This window comes from Microbacterium maritypicum (genome assembly GCF_041529975.1).
In the GTDB taxonomy this organism is placed as follows: Bacteria; Actinomycetota; Actinomycetes; order Actinomycetales; family Microbacteriaceae; genus Microbacterium.
This window is the reverse complement of record NZ_CP168030.1, coordinates 1877897-1898726: the sequence shown is the minus strand read 5'-3', so window position 1 is coordinate 1898726 and position 20830 is coordinate 1877897. Positions and strand designations below refer to the sequence as shown.

Below are 20830 nucleotides of genomic sequence, written 5' to 3'. Positions count from 1 at the left end.
TCATCGGCCCTTCCCCTCTCGCAGGCGCGGATTGGAGATGCCGTCCACGCCGAAGTTGATCAGTGTCAGGCTCAGCGCCAGCAGTGCGATGCACAGACCGGGGGCGAACAGCAGCAGCCACTGCCCGGTGAGCAGGGAGTTGGAGTTCTGCGCCCAATAGAGCATGGTGCCCCAGCTGACGATGCTGGAGTCACCGAGGCCGAGGAACTCCAGTCCTGCCTCGGCGAGGATCGCCGCCGTCGCCGCTCCGAAGAGCGTGCCGGCGATGATCGACGTCATGTTCGGCAGGATCTCGCGGAACACGATGCGCGTCCGGCTGTCCCCCGAGAACTGCGCCGAGGTGACGAAGTCGTTGCCGCGCAGCGACTGCGTCTGGCTGCGGAGCACGCGAGCGCCCCACGCCCAGCCGGTCACCACGATCACGGCGATGATCATCAGGATGCCGCCGTTCTGCAGGTAGGCGGCGATCACGATCATGAGAGGTAGGCCCGGGATCACGAGGAAGAGGTTGACGATGAAGCCGACCACCTCGCCCGCGAAGCCGCGCATGTAACCCCAGCTGAGGCCGATCAGCACGGCGACGATCGTCGAGAGGATGCCGGCGGCGAAGCCGACGAGCAGGCTGATCTGCGCGCCGTAGATGAGCTGGCTGAGCACGTCCTCCCCCGCGGCGGTCGTGCCGAGCCAGTGCGCCCAGGAGGCATCGGCGTTGCGGTCGAACCCGTTCTCCTTCGGCCCGTAGGGGGCGAGGACCGGGGCGAACACCGCGACCAGCACGAAGAAGGCGAGGATGCAGAGGCCGAGTCGGGCCTTGCCGTTGCTCCAGAGGGTGGCGACCATGCGCCCGAAGGCGCGCCACGGGCTGGGCGCGGCGATGCGCTCGGCGGGGATCTTGACGTTCATGGTGGAAGTCATCGGCGTGTCCTCGGGTCGAGAACCCCGTAGAGGATGTCCACGAGGAAGTTGGCGATGAGCACGCTCACGGTGATCATCAGGAAGAGCGCCTGCATGAGCGGGTAGTCCTGCCCGATCACGGCGTTGAAGAGCAGGTACCCGATGCCGGGATAGCCGAACACCTGCTCGACGAGGATCGATCCGCCCACGACACCGCCGAGCGTGAGCCCGAAGCCGGTGAGGTTCGGCAGGATCGCGTTGCGCGCGGCGTAGCGGAGGGCGATCGTGCGGCCGTGCAGCCCGTTCGCCTCGCCGAAGGTGATGTAGTCCTCACCGAGCGTGTTGATCATGGCGTTGCGCATCCCGATGATCCAGCCGCCGAGTGAGGTGAGCAGGATCGTCAGCGCGGGGAGGAACGCGTGGCTGAGCAGGTCTCCGAGGAACTCCCAGGTGAACCCGGGGGTCGTCGTCGCGGAGTAGGCCCCCGTCGTCGGGAACCAGTGCAGCACGTAGCCGAAGAAGAACAGCAGCAGCAGCGCGGTCCAGAAGTAGGGGAACGTGCTGAGGAAGGAGCCCGTCAGCGTCGGCAGCGTGTCGAGCCAGGTGCCTCGGCGCCAGGCGGCCGCGACGCCGATGAGGGTGCCGATCACGAACGCGAGGATCGTGACGATGCCGACGAGGGCGATCGTGTACGGCAATGCCGTCGACACCATGCTCGCCACCGACTGGGGATAGAACGTGTACGAGACGCCGAAGTCGAGCCGCACGACCTGGCCGAGGTAGGCGATGTACTGGTCCCACAGCGACCCGGTCGGCACGCCCAGCTGGGCTTCGATGGCGGCGCGGGTGGCGTCGGACACCGGCCCGTTCTGGGACAGCTTGGCGATGGCGGCATCCGCCGGGGAACCCGGCATCATGCGCGGGAGGAAGAAGTTCAGGGTGACCGCGGCCCACAGGGTGAGCACGAACAGGCCGAACTTCTGGAGCACGTACTTCACTTGTCGTCCTCCTTGACTCGCTCGAGCCGCGTGAAGATGCCCAGCGGCGCGGAATCGTAGTTCTGCGGGATCATGTACGGGTCTTCCTCACTCGGCCAGCCGGTGAACTTGGCGTCGTTGAACAGACCCCAGATGCCGCCGTAGTAGAGGCCGATCACGGGCATCTCGTCGTAGACGATGCCCTGCAGCTCCTTCACGATCTCGGCCTGGCGATCGGTGTCGACGGTCTCGCGGTACTCGGCCAGCAGCGCGTCGGCCTCGTCCGAGCGGTAGCGCTCGAAGTTGTTGGCGGTCGTCTCACCCGATGGCACGTAGAACTCGCTGGAGAGCAGGTTGTTGTAGGCCTGGTAGACGTCGCCGTTGCCCATGCCGCCGATCGCCATCTCGAAGTCGCCGTTGCTGATCGCGCTCTGGTATCCCGCGGGCTGCGGGAGCTTGAGCGTGACCTTCACGCCGACCTCGGCGAGCTGACTGCGCACGGTCTGCGCCGCCCTGGTCCAGTCGGTGAAGCCGTTGGCCGTGGTGAGCGCGAACTCGAGCTGCTCACCGTCGGCGTCCACGAGCCGGTCGCCGTCGAGGGTGTAGCCCGCCTTCTCGAAGGCTTCGAGCGCAGCGTCCGTGTCCTGCGTGATCATGCCCTCGTCGGGGATGCTCGGGTCGAGATACTCCTCCTGGTTCGGGAGGATCAGTCCGGTCTGGCCGGCGGGCTCCATGTACCCCTCGGAAGCGGTCTCGGCGATCTCCTCGCGATCGAGGGAGAGCGCGATGCCTCGGCGGACGTTCACGTCGTCGAAGGGGGCGACCTCGAGGTTCGGCATCAGGGCGATCACGCCGCCCGGCGGGAACCACCACTTGTTGTCCGGACTCGCCGCACCCCAGGTGCCCTCCACGTCGGAGATGAACGAGTACGCCCAGTCGTACCCGCGGCTCACGGTGTCGAGCTGCGAGTTGGTCGAGGGCAGGATGATGTGCTCGATCTCGATCTTGTCGGCCTGCCAGTAGTCGGGGTTGCGGTCCATCGAGTACTGCTGGTCGTTGTAGTTGCCGAGCACGAACGGCCCGGTCCCGACCGGTGTCTCGTTGCGGTACGTGGCGGGGTCCTTCACGTCGGCCCAGAGGTGCTCCGGCACGATCATGGTCTGGCCGAGGATGGGCAGCGACGGAGCATCCTCGGTCTGGAGGTGCATGATCACGTCGTCGCCCTCGGTCTCGACGCTCTCCAGATGCTGCCAGGCACCCTTGATGTCGAGCGCGGGGTTGTCCTTGAGCAGCTGGAACGTGAAGGCCACATCGTCCGGCGTCAGGTCTTCGCCGTCGCTCCACTCGACGTCGTCACGGATCGTCATGACGATGGTGCGGGCGTCGGGCTGGGACCACTCGGTCGCCAGCCAGGGGTTCTGCGTGCCGTCGAGCGGGTTGACCAGGATCAGCGGCTCGTAGATCCACCGCGACGCCGTGCGCGTGTTGGTGAGATACGGGTTGAAGTTCCTCGTGAAGAACGGGTTGCCCTTGTCGGCGTTGATCAGCATCGTGTCGTCGCCGATCGAGGGATCGGGTTGGGATGTGATCTGGATGCTGCAGCCGCTCAGTGCGACTGCGGCTGCTGCAAGGCCGACGATCGCCGCTCTGCGCCAGCGTCCCATCATCCGCGCTCTCGGTGTTCTGCCACCGGACATCTGCCACCTCATGTCGTCTCTGTCATGACCGACGGCCTGCGCCGCCTCAGCGATTGTAAGCGCATACATTTTTCGAAAGCAACCCCTTGACACCGGCGTGGCGCCGTGCCGCGGGGCGTCAGGAGGGGCGCTGCGAGCTCTCGCGAAGGAGGATCTGCAGCGGCAGGCGAGCCAGCACCGGCTCGGCCTCCATGCTCTCCAGGCGCCGTGCGAGCACCTGGACGGCTGCGCGCCCGAGGTCGATCATGGGCTGGCGGATCGTGGTGAGCGGGGGGCGCGACAGCGCGGCCGCCTCGATGCCGTCGAACCCGGTCACGAGGAGGTCTTCGGGCACGCGGATGCCGGCGCCGCGGAACACGTCGAGCGCGCCGAGCGCCATCTGGTCATTCGCGGAGATCAGCGCTGCCGGCGCGCCGGATACGACCAGCTCCTCGGCGGCACGACGGCCCGAGCCGCGGGTGAAGTCGCCGCGGAGGACGGTCACGTCGTCGAGGGATCGGCCCGCGGCCGTCACCGCCGCCGCGAACCCCTCCCACCGCTGCAGGCCGTCCGGCGAGTCCTCGGGGCCGGCGAGGAAGGCCAGCGGCCCGTCCCCCACTTGGGCCAGGACATGCCGGGTCAGCTCGGCCATCGCCTCGGCATTGCTCACCGTGACGTGGTCGTAGTGATCGCCGCGCGGCGGCCCGGAGAGGACCACGACCGGGATCCGCCGGGCGAGGCGCGCCAGCACGTCGTCGGGCACACTGCTCGCGAGCACCATGAGGCCGTCGACACGGCCGGCCATGTCGCGCACCGTCGAGCGATCGGGATCGTCGCGTCCGACGCCGACCATGAGTTCGAAACCCTGCTTCCACGCCTCCAGCTCCGCGCCGCGCAGCACCTCGTCGAGGAAGAGCATCGAGGTGTGTCCGTCATCGCCATCCGCGTCATCACGGACGATCGCGAACGGCGGCGCATCGGCATCGGAGAGCACGTCCAGCGGCGGAGCGTCTTCCGCGGCGTCGAACCCGGGGAAGTACAGCCCGAGCACCCCGGTGCGGCGCTCCGCGAGACCCCGGGCACTGCCGCTGGGCACGTAACCCAGGGCGGACACGGCATCGAGCACGCGCTCCCGTGTGACCGGACGCACCGCATCCGGCGAGCGCAGCACGCGCGACACGGTGGCGATGGACACGCCGGCCCGATCGGCCACGTCGTACACGGTCGCCGCTTTGCTCACGGTCATGCCCCTCCGGAGCGGGCGGCCAGCGCGGCCTGGTAGAGGTCTCGGGAGGAGAGGCCGGTGAGCGCGGCCACCTCGGAGGCGGCGTCCTTCAGGCGGATGCCGTCGGCGATGAGCTTCTGCACCTGGGCGAGCGCGTCCTCCGGGGAGGCGTCGCGGCGGGAAGCACCCTCGACGACGACGACGATCTCGCCCTTGACGCCGTTCTCGGCCCAGGCGACCAGCTCGGATGCCGTGCCGCGGCGCACCTCCTCGTACAGCTTCGTGAGCTCACGGCACACCGCGATCCGCCGCTCGTCGCCGAACGCCGCACCCATGTCGGCGAGCGCACTCGCGAGGCGGGCCGGGGACTCGAAGAACACCATGGTGCGGGGTTCCGCGGCGAGCGCGCGAAGGGTCGAGCGGCGCTCCCCCGGCTTGCGCGGCAGGAACCCCTCGAACGTGAAACGGTCGGTGGGGAGGCCCGAGATCGCGAGCGCCATCAGCACCGCACTCGGACCGGGGATCGCCGTCACCGTGACGCCCTGTGCCACGGCCTCGGCGACCAGCCCGTAACCGGGATCGCTGACGGTCGGCATCCCGGCGTCGCTCATCACGACGATGTCGGTCTCCGCGGCGAGGGCGGCGAGCTCTGCCGCCTTCTGCTTCTCGTTGTGGTCGTGCAGCGCGATCAGACGTGGACGGTTGTCGATCTGCAGCGCCTTCAGGAGTCGCACCGTGGTGCGGGTGTCTTCCGCGACGACGACCTCGGCGTTCTCCAGCACCTCCACCAGGCGGCGGGACGCGTCGCCGAGATTTCCGATCGGAGTGGCGGCGAGGATGATCACCCGCCCAGCTTAGGCGGGTTGTCTAGGCTGGACCGGTGACCGCGCCCGTGCCCCTGCTCCCTGCCCCCGAGGCACGGCTGACGCGCTACGGGCGACTTCGCGACCGCGTGCTCCTCGATCCGGACTTGGGCCGCGCGATCCGCTGGCTCGCCCCACTGGTCATCACCGCGCTGGCCGCGGTCCTCCGGCTGATCGGCGTCGCCCATCCGCACGAGCTGGCCTTCGACGAGACCTACTACGTCAAGGACGCCTGGTCGCTGTGGACCCTGGGCTACGAAGGCACCTGGGGCGACGGCGCGAACCAGGCGTTCCCGACCGGCGAGGATCTTCCGCTCTCCGACCAGGGCGCGTTCATCGTACATCCGCCGCTGGGCAAGTGGCTGATCGCGCTGGGCATGGCGATCGGCGGCCCGGAGAACAGCGGCGGCTGGCGGCTGGCCACCGCGCTCTTCGGCACGGCGTCCGTCTTGCTGGTGTACCTGATCGCCCGGCGCCTCAGCGGCTCGGTGGTCGTCGCGACCGTGGCCGGCACCCTGCTCGCGATCGACGGGCTCAGCATCGTGATGAGCCGCATCGCCCTGCTCGACGGCATCCTGACGTTCTTCATCCTGCTGGGCGTGCTGTTCGTGCTGATCGACCGGCAGCGGACGATCCCCGTGCTCGAGAGGCGCGACCCCGACGCGCCGGATCCGTTCTGGGGGCCCGTGCTGTGGCGCCGTCCGTGGCTGGTCGCCGCGGGACTCGCCCTGGGCGCGGCGTGCGCCGTGAAGTGGTCGGGGCTCTACGTCCTCGCCGGCTTCGGGCTGTACGTCGTGATCACCGATGCGCTGGCCCGGCGCCGCGCCGGCGTGGTGCTGTGGCCGACCGCCGCCGCATTCCGCCAGGGGCCCGTCTCATTCGTACTGCTCGTCTTCCCCGCCCTCGCGGTGTACCTCATCAGCTGGACCGGCTGGCTCGTGACCGCCGGCGGCTATGACCGCAAGAGCGACACCAACCCCCTGCTCGCACTGTGGAAGTACCACGAGTCCATGCTCGGATTCCACGTGGGCCTGAGCCGCGGGCACCCCTATGCGAGCCCCGCGTGGGAGTGGCCGCTGCTGCTGCGTCCGACCGCGGTCTGGGTCGACCCCTCCCCCTCGGGTTGCGGCACGGATCACTGCATCGGTGTGATCTCCGCCGTCCCCAATCCGCTCATCTGGTACGGCGGGGTCGCGGCCGCCGTCTACCTGATCTATCGACTCGTGCGGAGCTGGATCACGCGGCAGCCGGTCGGTCCGGAGCTGACCGTTCCGCTCGTCGGCCTCGCGGTCACCTACCTGCCGTGGCTGATGTTCCCCGAGCGCACGATCTTCCAGTTCTACACGGTCGTGATGATGCCGTTCCTCGTGCTCGCCCTGGCGATGACGCTGCGGATCATCGCCGGAAAGCGGGAGGATCCGCTGTACCGGCGGCAGTCCGGCGAGCGCACGGTGATCATCTTCCTGACGTTCGTGGTGCTGGTCTCGGCGTTCTTCCTGCCGCTGTGGACCGGGATGAGCGTGCCGTACGAGTTCTGGTTGTTGCACAACTGGCTGCCCGGCTGGGTGTGAGGGTGTGAGGCACTAGGCGGGATCGTCCGTCGCGACGTGGTCCACCAGCGGGAGCACCCGCCCCGAGAGGTGGGTGCGCATCGCGATCGAGGAGGCCGTGCGGGCGACGCCGGGCACCAGCGCGACCCGGTCGAGCACCTCCTGCAGCCGCGTCGCATCCCGCGCCACCAGCCGCAGCTGCATGTCGCTGGCGCCCGTGACGGTGTGCATGTCGACGATCTCGGGCACCGCGTTCGCCAGGGCCGTCGCCACCTCGTCATGACCGACCTTCTGATCGATCTCGACCAGGCAGAAGGCGACCACGCCGTAGCCGAAGCCGGCCGGGTCGACGCGCGGCACGATCGCCTCGATCACCCCGCCCTCGTGCAGGCGCGCGAGACGGCTCGTCGCAGTGCCGCGGGCGATCCCGAGCCGCCGCGCGACTTCCAGGATCGGCAACTGCGGGGACTCGGTGAGCAGCCGGATGAGCTGGGCGTCGAGGCGATCGATGCGCATCGGCTACTCCCGCGGCACGCCGGCCCGCGCGTATCCCCTGGTCGCGCGGGCGACGAGGAGGAGCACACCGGTGAGCGCGAGGGTCAACAGGAGCTGGATGCGCGCTGCCGGGTCGACCATCGCGAGCGCGATCACCGCGGCGAGCAGCACCAGGCACAGCCACGACAGCCACGGGAAGCCCCACATCCGCATCGGCATCTCCTCGCCCGTGCGATCCGCGCGGGTGCGGAGGATGATCTGCGCGACCGCCGTGGCCGTCCAGATCACGAGCAGCGTCGAGCCGACCACGTTCAGGAGCGCGGGCAGGACCACATCGGGGAACGCCCAGTTGAGCCCGACCGTCACGAAGCCGAAGGCGACCGAGGCCAGCACGGCGACGAACGGCACGCCCTTGATGCTCGTGCGGGTGGCGGCCAGCGGAGCGAGTCCGCGCTCCCCCAGCGAGTACGCCATGCGGGAGGCACCGTAGATGTTGGCGTTCATGGCCGACAGCAGCGCGATGATCACGATCAGGTCCATCACGAGACCGACGCCGGGGACGTTCAGGGTCTCGAGCACCGCCGAGAACGGGCCGTCCTTGACCGCGGGATCGTTCCACGGCAGGACCGCCACGATCACGAAGATCGATCCGACGTAGAAGACGAGGATGCGCACGAGCACCTCGCGCACGATGCGGCGGATGTTGTGGGCGGGGTCGTTCGACTCGGCGGCGGCGATCGCGACGACCTCGGTGCCTCCGAACGCGAACACCACGATGAGCAGGGCGCCCGCGATTCCGGCGATGCCGTTCGGCGCGAAACCGCCGTTGTCGACGAGGTTCGCGATGCCGGTCGCGGGCACGCCCGGGATGAGTCCGACGATCGCGCACACCCCCACCACGAGGAAGGCGATGATCGCCGCGACCTTGATGGCCGCGAACCAGAACTCGAAGCGGCCGTAGTTGCGCACCCCGAACAGGTTCACGGCGGTGAGCGCCACGACGAAGATCAGCACCCACACCCAGGCGGGGATGCCCGGCGTCCAGTTCGCCACGATCGCCCCGGCGCCCGTCGCCTCGGCGGCGATCACGACGACCAGCTGGATCCAGTAGAGCCATCCGACCGCGCTGCCGGCGCTGCGGCCCATCGCCTTCTGCGCGTACGAGCTGAAAGCGCCGGAGCTCGGTCGCGCCGCCACCATCTCGGCCAGCATCGCCATCACGAGCACGACGATGCCGCCGGCGACGAGGTACGAGACCAGGACGGCGGGGCCGGCGATGCTGATCGCCTGCCCGGATCCGACGAACAGGCCGGCGCCGATCGCGCCGCCGAGCCCCATCATCGAGATCTGGCGGCGGGTCAGCCCCGGGTGCAGGCCCTTGGTGGTCGTCGTGGTGGGCGGGAGTTCTGTTCCGCTTTCAGCGGTCATGCGCCGACCTCCACGCGCTCTGCTGTGAGCGCCTGCTCGACGCGGTCGATGTCGGTCGGAGAGCCGGAGGAGATGCGGATCCCCTCGCCGGCGAAGGCCCGCGCGACCACGCCGCCGGCCTGCAGCAGTTCCTCGAGCTCGCCCGTGCGATCACCGGACGGGACCCACACGAAGTTCGCCTGCGAGGGGACGGCGGGCCAGCCGGCCGCGGTGAGCACATGGTGCAGGCGGTCGCGTTGCTCGATCACCTCGCCGATGCGTACCGCGAGCTCGTCTTCGGCGTCCAGCGAGGCGAGGGCCGCCGTCTGGGCGAGATCGGTGACCCCGAAAGGCACCGCGACCTTCCGCTGGTTCTCGGCGACGGCGGCCGGGGCGATCGCGTAGCCGATGCGCAGCCCGGCGAGCCCATAGGCCTTGGAGAACGTGTGCAGGACGGCCACGTGCGGGTGGCGTCGGAACAGCTCGATGCCGGCACCGCGGCTCTCGGTCGTGTCGAAGTGCACGTACGCCTCGTCGATCACCACGAGCACGTCGTGCGGCACCGCGGCGACGAAGCGCTTCAGCTCGTCGGCGCCGACCACGGTCCCGGTCGGGTTGTTCGGGTTGCACACGAAGATCAGGCGGGTACGCGGGGTGATCGCCGCGAGCATCGCGTCGAGGTCGTGCACGTGGTCGGCATCGAGGGGCACGGCCACCGGTGTGGCCCCGGCGATGCGGACCAGCGAGGGATACGCCTCGAACGACCGCCAGGCGAAGATCACCTCATCCCCGTCGCCGGCCACCGCGTGGATGAGCTGGGAGGCGATCTCGACCGAACCCGCACCGACGGTGACCTCGGCGGGGTCGACGTCGTAGCGGGCGGCGAGGCGCTCGCGGAGAGCGGCGGCACTCATATCCGGGTAGCGGTTGATGCCGTCGACCCGGTCGCGCACGGCCTGGGCGACCGAAGGAAGCGGCGGATGCGGCGACTCGTTCGAGGAGAGCTTCGACGCACCGGCCGGGGCGGAGCGCCCCTGACGGTACGCGGGAACGGCGTCGAGTCCGGCGCGGGTGGGGAGAGGCATCGTCAGAGCATCCTTGCTGTGATCGCGGGTGGGGTCGCGCAACAGTAGAACGGATGCCGGGCACTGGGCAAACGGTGCACCGGATGCTGCGCAACCCGCGCAACCGGACGGTGCCTGCGCGCGGATTGCTGTGCAGATTGTGCACCATGCATCGGTGACGTCAGCGCGCGGGCGAGACCTCTGCCGGGTCGCTCACCGGGAGCCGGCACACGAACGCACGGCAGTCGTAGGCGCGCTCTGCGACCGCATCCTTGCCCTCGAACAGCTCGAACCCCGCTTCGGTGAACGCCTGCGCCTGCGCGGGGCTGACGATGGCGATGACCTCGGCGTCCGCACCCCGGGCGGCTGCGGCGAGGGTGCCCACGCGGTCGGCCGTGATCACCACCAGCTGGCGGGGCGGGAGGGCGAGGCCCGCTGCCACCCGCAGCAGCGTGCCGTGGGCGAACGGCTGCTCCAGCGAACGCGACGCGAGGGCGCTCACGGTCTCGACGGCGGCCCCGCGATACCGGTCCCCCGCCCCCAGCCACCAGGCGGTGAGCGCGGCTCCCGCGACCGCGGCGGCATCCGAGGGCAGGTCGCCGTCGGTCTGGTCGGGCGAGGTCGCGATGCCCTGCGCCGAGAGCAGCGGGTCGTCGCCACCGGTGCCGGCGAGAGCGTCGTCGAGGGTGCCTCGTGCCGTGACGGCCCACTCCGCCTCCCCCGTCGCGAGGGCGAGGGCGAACAGGCCGTCGGCGAGGAGTCCGAGATCGGCGGGGGTCGTGACGGCGGCGGATGCGCGGCCGTCGAGCGAGGTGCGGACGAGCGCGCCGGTGGCGTTCCGGTTGACCCGCAGCACGTGGTCGGCGGCGGCAGCGGCCGCATCGATCCAGGTCCGCTCGCCGAATGCCGCACCCGCCCGGGACAGCGCGCCGATCGCCAGGCCGTTCCACCCGGTGATCACCTTGCCGTCGACGGCCGGTGGCTCCAGGTCCGCGCGGTCGGCGATCGGGCGAAGGTAATAGCCGCCCTCGCTGCGGGTGCCGTCGATCGTCGACTCGGAATCCTGCGCGGCACCGAATCCTCCGCCGTCGCGACGGAGCACGTCGATCAGGAAGGCGGCGATTCCGCGCACCGTCGACTCGTCCCCCGCGTCGAGCGCGATGTCGAGCAGCTGCGCGTTGTCGGTGAGCATCCGCTCGTAGTGCGGCACCGTCCAGTCGCGCTGGGTGGCGTATCGGAAGAAGCCGCCGTCGGCGTCGCGGAGGTCGGACCCGGCCATCGCGGCGAGCGCCCGTGCTGCCGACGCCGCGGCCTGCGGAGCGCCCTCCCGCACCAGCGGATGCTGCAGGAACCGCAGTGTCGTCGCGACGGGGAACTTCGGGGCGCCGCCGAAACCTCCGTAGACGCGGTCCTCCCGTTGTGCGATCGTCTCGGCCGCCGTCGCGATCGCCACCATGTCGGGCAGGTCCGACGGCGTGGACTCCGCCGCGCGGGCGAGGGCGTCGGTCACGGCATCCGCCGATTCCTCGGCCTGCTCCCGCCGCACGGTCCATGCCTCGCGCACCGCGGCGAGCACGTCACGGAAGCCGGGCATCTGGCCCCGGGCCTCAGGCGGCCAGTAGGTGCCCGCATAGAACGTGCGGCCGCGAGGCGTGGTGAAGACCGTGAGCGGCCAACCGAGGTTCTGCGTGAAGGCGGAGGCTGCGGCCATATAGGCTCCGTCGACCTGCGGATGCTCCTCGCGATCGACCTTCACCGCGACGAAGCCGTCGTTGATGAGGGCGGCGGTATCCGGATCGGCGAACGACTCCCGCGCCATCACGTGGCACCAGTGGCAGGTCGAGTAGCCGATCGAGATCAGCAGCGGCACGTCGCGGCGCTCGGCCTCCGCGAACGCCTCTTCGCCCCACGGGTACCAGTCGACGGGGTTGTCCTGATGCTGACGGAGATACGGGCTGAGCGTGTCGGCGAGCCGGTTGGTCATACGGCTATCCTCTCGCCTCCGCCGCTGTCTCGGTCAGGTTGGCGAGAAGCTGTAACCGGTCTCGACTGGCGGAACCCGGCTCCGCGGAGAACACGATCATCTGCAGCCCGCGGTCGGACGCGAGATCCATCGCCTGGTACGTGAGGTCGAGGTCGCCGACGACCGGGTGATGGATCGTCTTCAGGCCCGCGCGGTGTTCGCGGACGTCGTGAGCTCCCCAGAGCTTCCGGAAGAGATCGCTGCGGGTGGACAGCTCGCCGACGAGGTCGCTGAGCCTCCGGTCGTATGGAGAACGGCCCGCCTCGGTACGCAGCACGGCGACGATCTGCCGCGTCTGGGCGTCCCAGTCCCGGTAGAAGGTCTGCGCGCGGGACTCGAGGAAGATGAAGCGCGCGGCATTCGCGGGTGCAGGAGCACCGTCGAGCATCTCCGAGAAGAGAGCGCGTCCGAGTGCGTTGGTCGCGACGGCATCCAAACGGCCGTTCTGCACATAGACGGGGACCGTGGACATCGCATCGATCGTCTGTCGCGTGGCAGCGGAGACCTGGACTGCCCGCGCCGGACGCTCGCTCTGTCGCGGACGTGCGCCCGCACTCGCGGCGCGGATCAGGTCGTGCAGGTGCGCATGCTCGGCCTCGTCGAGGCGCAGCGCGCGGCTGACGCCGTCGATGACGGCATCCGACACGCCCTTGGCCTGACCACGTTCGAGGCGCTTGTAGTACTCGGGACTCATCCCGGCCACGAGGGCTACCTCTTCCCGACGCAGCCCCGGCACGCGGCGACGTCCGCCGAAATCCGGCAGGCCCACCTCCTCGGGGGTGAGTCTCGCGCGCCTCGTCGTGAGGAAGTCGCTGATGGCGTCCGGAGTGTCCATGCGATCGAAACTACGCCGAACCGGACACGCGAGGGGGTCCCTGCGGGGGCACCCATAGACAGGGCCGCGCTCGATCCGGAGAAAGCGGCTTTGCTCGAAGCACGGAACACTGACGAAGGAACGACATGAAGAACGCACATCTGGGGAGCCTCGAAGTCTCCCGCATCGGCCTCGGCGCGATGACCATGGCCGGCACCTACACGACAGGTGGTGGTCTCGACCATGACGAATCCACCCGCACCATCCACCGCGCGCTCGACCTCGGGGTGACACACATCGACACCGCGGAGATCTACGGTCCCTACCTCAGTGAGGAGATCGTCGGCCGTGCGATCCGCGACCGCCGCGATCAGGTGAGGATCGCGACGAAGTTCGGGCTCGTCTCGCACGCCGATGGCGGTCCCGGCGTGATCGACAGCTCACCGGAGAACGTGAAAGCCGCAGTGGAAGGGTCGCTGCGTCGCCTCGGCACCGACCGAATCGACCTCTACTACCAGCATCGGGTCGATCCGAACACGCCCATCGAGGACACTGCCGGCGCCGTCGCCGATCTCATCGCCGAGGGCAAGGTCCTTCATTTCGGGCTCTCAGAGGCCTCGGCGCAGACGATCCGGCGGGCGCACGCCGTGCAGCCGGTCTCGGCACTGCAGACCGAGTACTCGCTGTGGACTCGCGACGTGGAGGAGGAGATCCTGCCTGTTCTCCGTGAGCTCGGCATCGGCTTCGTCCCGTACTCTCCGCTCGGGCACGGTCTGCTGACAGGGCAGCTTCACTCTCCCTCCGACATCCCCGACGACGACTGGCGCAAGACGAACCCGCGGTTCGTGGGCGAGAACTTCGAGCGGAATCTGCGTCTCGTGGACGAGGTCCGTGCGATCGGTGCCGAGATCGGCGCGACTCCGGCGCAGACGGCGCTGGCGTGGATCCTCACCCGGGGAGATGACATCGCGCCGATCCCCGGCACCCGTCGGGTGGCGCGCGTGGAGGAGAACGCTGCCGCCGACACCGTGGAACTCAGCACGGATCAGGCCGAGCGCCTTTCGGCGCTCGAACCCGCGGCGGGTGCGCGACACGACGAGGCCAACATGGGCACCATCGATCAGTGACCCGCGGCGTTGGAGCGAGTCCGTCGGTCAGCCGACGAGAAGCTCGACGGGACGCGAGGCCGCGTAACCCACGAGCGGCAGGGCACGCTCGGCGGCGAGAGAGATGCGCGCCTGCAGCACATCCGAGGCGATCTCGTAGCCGTCGAAGTCGGTGTTGCTCGCGTAGACGCCGACCGGGAGGGTGAGCGCCTGGAAGAACGCGAACAGCGGCCGCAGCTGGTGCTCGATGATCAGCGCGTGCTTCTCGCCGCCGCCGGTCGCCGCGAGCAGCACGGGCTTTCCCACCAGGTCGTACTGGCCGACGAAGTCGAAGAGGTGCTTGAAGAGACCGGTGAACGAGGCACGGTAGACGGGGCTGCCCACGATCAGCAGGTCGGCCGACTCGATGGCCTGCAGCTGCGCCTCGACCTCCGGCGGCAGCTGGTCGCGCTGGAGCGCGCCCGCGAGGCCCGGGCCGATCTGCGTGAGCTCGATGAGCTGCGACTCGACCTCGGCACGCTCGGCGACGGCGGCCGTGATCGCGCGGACGAGGGCGGTCGTCTTGCTCGGCTCGTGCAGGGATCCCGACACGGCCACGACGCGGAACGGAGCTGTCATGCCTCGAAGTTACTCACGACGACGCCCCGTGTCGCGCGGAGCGACACGGGGCGTCATGTAGGCCCGGGGGCCCGATCCGATGACCGGGGTCAGTTGACCTCGTCCGGGTGCGAGCCGACGCGGCCCGAGCCGTCGAGCGGGTCGAGGGCGTCGATCGCCGCGATCTCGGCATCCGTCAGCTCGAAGCCGAAGACGTCGAGGTTCTCGCGCAGTCGCTCGGCGCGCACCGACTTCGGGAACACGATGATCCCCTTCTGCAGGTGCCAGCGCAGCACGGCCTGCGCAGGGGTGACCCCGTGCGCGGCCGCGGCATCAGCCACCGCCGGGGTGCCGAACAGGTCGTACTTGCCCTGCCCGAGCGGACCCCAGGCCTCGATCTTGATGCCGTGCTCGCCGGCCCAGGCGACCACGTCGCGCTGCTGGTAGGCCGGGTGCAGCTCGATCTGGTTCACGGCCGGCACCACGCCGGTCTCTTTCACCACGCGCTCGAGGTGCGGCACCAGGAAGTTCGAGACGCCGATGCTGCGGGTGAGTCCGGCCTCGCGCAGCTCGATGAGCTTCGTGAACGCGTGCAGGTAGTCGCCGATCGCGGGGGCCGGCCAGTGCACCAGGTACAGGTCGACCTTGTCGAGGCCGAGCTTGTCGAGGCTCTCGCCGATGGCCGCACGCGGCTCGTCGCCGTGGTGGCGGTCGTTCCAGAGCTTGGTCGTGATGAACAGCTCGTCGCGGGCGATGCCGGAGGCGGCGATCGCGGCGCCGACGCCCTCTTCGTTGCCGTAGATGGCGGCGGTGTCGATGTGGCGGTAGCCGATCTCGAGCGCCTCGCTCACCGCGCGCTCGGTCTCTGCCGGCGGCACCTTGAAGACGCCGTAGCCGAGCTGCGGGATGGAGTTGCCGTCGTTCAGTTCGAGTGCAGGAATGCTCATCCCTCCAGCCTATGACCGGCATCCGACGTCGAGGCCGTGGATGGGGAAACAAGTGCCATCGCGGCCGCCCCACGGCCGACGAGTCGTTCCAGCGGTCCTCGACCGAAGAACATCGACCAGAGCGTCGTCACCACCAGCAGCCCGATGGCGGTCGCGGCCCAGAACTCGTTGCTGGAGAAGAATCCGCCGGGCCCACCGAACAGGAAGATCGACAGCACGTGCGCACTGTATGCCGTCAGCGGCATGGAGCCCAGCGCGCCCAGCGGCAACAGCGCCCAGCGCAGCGGTCGGCTGAGCAGCAGACACAGCGCGATGACGGTCAGCGCGAAGCCGCCGGAGCCGAGCACCTCGGCCGTACCGCCGCTGTGCGGCTCGACGGCGAACACCGCCGCGAGTACGGAGCCCAGCGGATCGGACGATTCCAGCGCCTGCGGATACCCCTCCCACCCGCTCGGCATCGAGACGTCGAAGGAGCTCTCGCTGAACGAGGAGCCGTCGACGAACGAGGAGCTGCTGTATTCCACCGGTGTGCTGAGGCCCGCAGCCTGACCGATGCCGCCGAGGCCGTAGCCGACCACCGCGAGCACGATGCCGACCGCGAGCGCGATCACGGCGGTGCGCACACGCTCGACGTGCATCCGTCCCAGCGCCATGCCGCCGAGCACGAGAGCCAGCCACACCGTGATCGGGTAGGTGCCGTAGAGCACGAAGCCGATCCCGGTGCCGAAGGGATGCAGCATCACGGCTCCGAGGAACGCCAGCAGCGCCGGGCCGACCAGCGCGAGCACGGCCGCACCGAGCAGCAGCTGCCACGGGCGCCACCGGAGGAACGGGATCACCGCGACATAGAGGATGCCGTAGAGCGTGAGGATCACGGCGATCGGAGTGTTCAGCATCTCCAGCGCCAGTCCGATGAGGAAGATCACTGCCCCGTGCCCGACGAGGTTCAGGCGGATGCTCGGGAGGCGCTCGCGCTCCGGCAGCACGCTGCGTCCGGTCATCAGCGCGATGGAAACTCCGGCGAGCAGCGCGAACAGGATCGACGACCGCCCGTGCACGAGGTCGGTCCACGTCGCCGGGTCCATCCACTCGAACGCCTCGGTCTCGCCGATGTGCGCGCCGGCCATGCCGAGGATCGCCAGCCCACGAGCGACATCCAGTCCGAGGATGCGCGGCGGGCGCCCGAACTCGCGGAACCAGCGGACGGGGGCGGCAGCGGTGATCACCAGATGATCGTAGGGGGCGAATCCCGTCATACGATGGAGGGCTATGTCCTCCCCCGTGATCTCCTACCCTCCGGAGCTGCCCGTCAGCGCTGCCCGAGGCGAGATCGGCGACGCCATCCGCGACCACCAGGTCGTGATCGTCGCGGGCGCCACCGGGTCGGGCAAGACCACCCAGCTGCCGAAGATCGCGCTCGAGCTCGGACGGGAGCGCATCGCACACACCCAGCCGCGTCGGCTCGCCGCGCGGACGATCGCGGAACGGGTCGCGGAAGAGCTCCAGGTCGAGCTCGGCACGCTCGTCGGCTACAAGGTGCGCTTCACCGACAAGGTGTCGGACGCCACGCGCATCGCGCTGATGACCGACGGCATCCTGCTCAACGAGATCCATCGCGATCGACTGCTCACCCGCTACGACACGATCATCATCGATGAGGCGCACGAACGCTCCCTCAACGTCGACTTCCTGCTCGGCTACCTGGCCCGCATCCTCCCGGAGCGCCCCGACCTCAAGGTGATCATCACCTCGGCGACGATCGACCCGGAGAGCTTCGCGAAGCACTTCGCCGCGGCGGATGGCACACCGGCGCCGATCATCGAGGTCTCGGGCCGCACGTATCCGGTCGAGATCCGCTACCGCGGGCAGGTCGAAGACGGGGACGACGAGGACGCACCGGCCGAGCCGGAGGACGAGGTCTCGGCCATCGTCGCCGCCCTGCGCGAGCTCGACCGCGAGGCGCCGGGCGATGTGCTCGTGTTCCTCCCCGGCGAGGCCGAGATCCGGGATGCGGCCGACGCCGTGCGCGGCGCCTACGCGAACGACCGCGCCCCCACCGAGGTGCTCCCCTTGTTCGGCCGACTGTCCGCCGCCGACCAGCACCGCGTGTTCGAGCGCAGCAGGGTGGCAGGCGTCCGCCGCCGCGTCATCCTCGCCACCAACGTCGCCGAGACGAGCCTCACGGTGCCCGGCATCAAGTACGTCATCGACACCGGCACCGCGCGCATCTCGCGCTACAGCAACCGGTCCAAGGTGCAGCGGCTGCCGATCGAGGCCGTCTCGCAGGCCTCGGCGAACCAGCGATCCGGCCGCGCCGGCCGCACCAGCGACGGCATCGCGATCCGCCTCTACTCGGAAGAGGACTACGACCGGCGCCCGGAGTACACCGAGCCCGAGATCCTGCGCACCTCGCTCGCCTCCGTGATCCTGCAGATGCTGTCGCTCGGGTTCGGCGACATCACCGCATTCCCCTTCCTCACACCGCCCGACTCGCGGGGCGTGAAGGCCGCGTTCGACCTGCTCACCGAGCTCGGTGCGGTCGAGCCGTCGCGTCGCGACGGGTCGCCGCACCTCACCCGCATCGGTCGCGACATCGCACGCATGCCGATCGACCCGCGGTTCGCGCGGATGCTGATCGAGGCGGGGCGCGGGGGCTCGGCCGGCACCGTGACCCGCGATGTGCTCGCGATCGTCTCGGGCATGACGATCCAGGATGTGCGCGAGCGACCCGAAGAGCGCCGCGAGGAGGCCGACCGCCTGCACGCCCGCTTCGTCGACCCGACGAGCGACTTCCTGACCCTGCTGAACCTGTGGAACCACCTGCGCGAGCAGCAGCGCGAACTCGGCTCGAGTGCGTTCCGTCGCCTGTGCCGCTCGGAGCACCTCAACTACGTGCGAGTGCGGGAGTGGTTCGACGTGCACCGCCAGCTGCGCACGCTCGTGAAGACGCCCGACCGCACCGGCGACGACACCGGCACGAGCGACCCGGACGCCATCCACCGCGCCCTGCTGTCGGGACTCCTGTCGCAGATCGGCCTCCTCGACGAGCGCACGGCCCCGGCGGGCAAGGCGCACTCCCCCGCGAAGGAGCCGAAGGGCCGCCGTATCGCGGAGTACCGGGGAGCACGCGGCATCCGCTTCTCGATCTTCCCCGGCTCGGGACTGCGCAAGAAGAGTCCGCGGGCGGTGATCGCCGCCGAGATCGTGGAGACCTCCCGCACGTTCGCGCGCACCGTCGCCGCCATCGACCCGGCGTGGGCCGAGCCCCTCGCCGGCGACCTCGCCAAGCGCCAGGTGACCGAGCCGCACTGGTCGAAGGATGCCGGCGCCGCCGTCGCGTTCGAGAAGGTCACGCTGTTCGGGCTCGAGATCATCCCGCGCCGCCGTGTGCAGTTCGCGCGCATCGACCGGGCCGCCTCGCGCGAGCTCTTCGTGCGCCACGCCCTGGTCGAGGGCGAGTGGGACCCGACGCGGATCGACAAGCGGGTGAGCGCGTTCTGGCGCAGCAACGCCGAGCTGCGCAAGCGCCTCGAGAAGCTGGAGGAGCGCGAGCGCCGCCGCGACATCCTCGCCGGCGACGAGGCCGTCTTCCGGTTCTACGACGAGCGCATCCCCACCGACGTTTTCGACGTGCGCTCCTTCGAGAGCTGGTGGCGCGAGGCGATGGCCACGACGCCGAAGCTGCTCGTGATGCGCGAGAGCGACCTGATCGACGACGAGGAGCGCGCCGACCAGCGCGAGTTCCCGACACGGTGGACGCAGGGCGACCAGGTGCTGGGCCTCGCGTACCGGTTCGAGCCGGGTGCCGACGACGACGGTGTGAGCGTGGTCGTGCCGCTGCCGCTGCTCGCGCAGCTCGAGGACCGCGGCTTCGACTGGCAGGTTCCGGGCCTGCGCGCCGAGCTCGTCACCGGGCTGCTGCGCGCGCTGCCCAAGGCCATCCGCCGTCACGTCGTGCCCGCCGCGGACTGGGCCGAGAAGTTCGGTGCCGAGCTGGCCGAGCAGGGGCCGGAGTCGCACGGCGGCCTCCCGCCGCGCACACTCAAGGAGGCGCTGGCCCGACTCATCCAGCCGCTCGCGAACCAGCTCGTGTCCGCCGCCGACTTCGACGACGAGCGCGTGCCGCCGCACCTGCGCATGAACTTCCGTGCGGTCGACGAACGCGGCCGGGTGGTCGGGTCGGGTCGTGATCTCCGGGCGCTGCAGGCGCAGCTCTCCGACCGGGCGCGCAGCAGCGTGGCGCGATCGATCGCCGCGCCGCCGAAGTCCGGGCCCGTGAAGCCGGGGACTCTGAGCACGCCGAAGCGGCCGCAAGTGGAGCAGACCGGTCTGGTGGCGTGGACCTTCGGAGACCTGCCCGAGGTGCTCGACACGCGTGTCGCCGGCGGCGTCGTGCGCGGCTACCCGGCGATCGTCGACCAGGGCAAGACCGTGTCGGTGCGCGTCGAATCGACCCCGGATGCCGCGGCCGCCGCCACCCGCGATGGCGTGCTGCGGCTCGTGCTGCTGAGCGTCCCCTCCCCCTCGTCGTACGTGCAGGAGCACCTGACGAGCCAGGAGAAGCTCGCCCTCGCCGCCTCGCCGTACCAGTCCGCCGCCGCCCTCATCGAGGACTCCCGCGCGGCCGTGGCGCGGCAGGTCATCGAGCAGACCGCACCGGGCGGCATCGTCCGCAGCGAAGCCGACTTCACCCGGGTGCGCGACGCCGTCTCGGGCATACTGGTCGATCAGCTCTTCGCGTGTGTCTCACTGGTGGCCCGCATCCTGACGAAGTCGCGCGATGTCGAACGCGGCATCAAGTCGCAGAACTCGCTCGCCCTGCTCGGCCCGCTGAACGACATCCGCACACAGCTCAGCGGCCTGCTGCATCCGGGCTTCGTCTCCGCGGCCGGAGTCGACCGTCTCGCGCACTTCCCGCGCTACCTCGAAGGCATGCTCGACCGGCTGAAGACGCTCGGCAGCGAACCGGGCAAGGACCGCGCGCGCATGACCGAGTACGAGCGGATGGCGAAGGCGTTCGAGGATGCGGGCGGCACGATCCCCCTTCCGTCCGATGCTCCCCCCGCGCTCGTCGAGGTGCGCTGGCTGCTCGAGGAGTACCGCGTCAGCGTGTTCGCGCAGCGCCTCGGCACCGCGCAGCCGGTGTCGCCGCAGCGCATCATGAAGGTGCTGTCCGGACGCTGATCCGCGAC

The 20830-nt window shown here is 69.9% G+C and carries 16 protein-coding genes; 3 read left to right on the top strand and 13 right to left on the bottom strand.

The genetic code is table 11. The features are described 5' to 3' along the window. From ACCO44_RS09275 to rsmI, 5 genes are all read right to left on the bottom strand, one after another. Positions 1-915, bottom strand: coding sequence for an ABC transporter permease (locus tag ACCO44_RS09275; protein WP_105710940.1), 915 nt, complete (start codon positions 913-915; stop codon positions 1-3). After that, entirely contained in the window at positions 912-1892 is a 981-nt protein-coding gene (locus tag ACCO44_RS09270; RefSeq protein ID WP_029262636.1) for an ABC transporter permease, read from the bottom strand. The genes ACCO44_RS09275 and ACCO44_RS09270 overlap by 4 nt, the downstream gene beginning before the upstream one ends. Then, positions 1889-3580, bottom strand: a complete 1692-nt coding sequence (locus tag ACCO44_RS09265; protein WP_262002535.1) for an ABC transporter substrate-binding protein — start codon at positions 3578-3580, stop codon at positions 1889-1891. Before ACCO44_RS09265 ends, ACCO44_RS09270 begins: the two co-directional genes overlap by 4 nt. Positions 3581-3686: 106 nt before the next feature. Beyond that, the gene (locus tag ACCO44_RS09260; protein ID WP_372469352.1) at positions 3687-4793 is read right to left on the bottom strand and encodes a LacI family DNA-binding transcriptional regulator; all 1107 of its coding nucleotides are present in this window, start codon (positions 4791-4793) and stop codon (positions 3687-3689) included. Further along, complete coding sequence (gene rsmI / locus ACCO44_RS09255; protein ID WP_372469351.1) at positions 4790-5617, bottom strand: 16S rRNA (cytidine(1402)-2'-O)-methyltransferase; 828 nt, start codon at positions 5615-5617, stop codon at positions 4790-4792. The genes ACCO44_RS09260 and rsmI overlap by 4 nt, the downstream gene beginning before the upstream one ends. 35 nt (positions 5618-5652) lie before the next feature. On the opposite strand from rsmI, the gene ACCO44_RS09250 reads away from it, so the two are divergent. Continuing rightward, the gene (locus tag ACCO44_RS09250; protein ID WP_372469350.1) at positions 5653-7206 is read left to right on the top strand and encodes a dolichyl-phosphate-mannose--protein mannosyltransferase; all 1554 of its coding nucleotides are present in this window, start codon (positions 5653-5655) and stop codon (positions 7204-7206) included. Between the two features lie 12 nt (positions 7207-7218). On the opposite strand, the gene ACCO44_RS09245 is transcribed toward ACCO44_RS09250, so the two are convergent. The 5 genes from ACCO44_RS09245 to ACCO44_RS09225 form a co-directional block, all read right to left on the bottom strand. Next, positions 7219-7701 (bottom strand): Lrp/AsnC family transcriptional regulator, encoded by a 483-nt coding sequence (locus ACCO44_RS09245; RefSeq protein ID WP_091031088.1) that lies wholly within the window; start codon positions 7699-7701, stop codon positions 7219-7221. Positions 7702-7704: 3 nt separating this feature from the next. Continuing rightward, positions 7705-9108, bottom strand: coding sequence for an amino acid permease (locus ACCO44_RS09240; protein WP_372469349.1), 1404 nt, complete (start codon positions 9106-9108; stop codon positions 7705-7707). Further along, on the bottom strand, positions 9105-10172 hold the full coding sequence (gene hisC, locus ACCO44_RS09235; RefSeq protein ID WP_372469348.1) for a histidinol-phosphate transaminase: 1068 nt from the start codon (positions 10170-10172) through the stop codon (positions 9105-9107). Before hisC ends, ACCO44_RS09240 begins: the two co-directional genes overlap by 4 nt. 160 nt (positions 10173-10332) lie before the next feature. Continuing rightward, entirely contained in the window at positions 10333-12135 is a 1803-nt protein-coding gene (locus tag ACCO44_RS09230; protein ID WP_372469347.1) for a thioredoxin domain-containing protein, read from the bottom strand. A gap of 4 nt (positions 12136-12139) precedes the next feature. After that, positions 12140-13009 (bottom strand): helix-turn-helix transcriptional regulator, encoded by an 870-nt coding sequence (locus tag ACCO44_RS09225; protein ID WP_372469346.1) that lies wholly within the window; start codon positions 13007-13009, stop codon positions 12140-12142. A gap of 125 nt (positions 13010-13134) precedes the next feature. On the opposite strand from ACCO44_RS09225, the gene ACCO44_RS09220 reads away from it, so the two are divergent. Next, positions 13135-14115 (top strand): aldo/keto reductase, encoded by a 981-nt coding sequence (locus ACCO44_RS09220; protein ID WP_372469345.1) that lies wholly within the window; start codon positions 13135-13137, stop codon positions 14113-14115. A 27-nt stretch (positions 14116-14142) separates the two neighbouring features. On the opposite strand, the gene msuE is transcribed toward ACCO44_RS09220, so the two are convergent. From msuE to ACCO44_RS09205, 3 genes are all read right to left on the bottom strand, one after another. Beyond that, positions 14143-14712, bottom strand: coding sequence for an FMN reductase (gene msuE / locus ACCO44_RS09215; protein ID WP_029262645.1), 570 nt, complete (start codon positions 14710-14712; stop codon positions 14143-14145). Positions 14713-14801: 89 nt separating this feature from the next. Continuing rightward, the gene (locus ACCO44_RS09210; protein ID WP_372469344.1) at positions 14802-15638 is read right to left on the bottom strand and encodes an aldo/keto reductase; all 837 of its coding nucleotides are present in this window, start codon (positions 15636-15638) and stop codon (positions 14802-14804) included. After that, complete coding sequence (locus tag ACCO44_RS09205; protein ID WP_372469343.1) at positions 15635-16864, bottom strand: heparan-alpha-glucosaminide N-acetyltransferase domain-containing protein; 1230 nt, start codon at positions 16862-16864, stop codon at positions 15635-15637. The genes ACCO44_RS09210 and ACCO44_RS09205 overlap by 4 nt, the downstream gene beginning before the upstream one ends. 43 nt (positions 16865-16907) lie before the next feature. On the opposite strand from ACCO44_RS09205, the gene hrpA reads away from it, so the two are divergent. Further along, complete coding sequence (hrpA, locus tag ACCO44_RS09200) at positions 16908-20822, top strand: ATP-dependent RNA helicase HrpA (protein ID WP_372469342.1); 3915 nt, start codon at positions 16908-16910, stop codon at positions 20820-20822. The last annotated feature ends 8 nt before the right edge of the window (positions 20823-20830 follow it).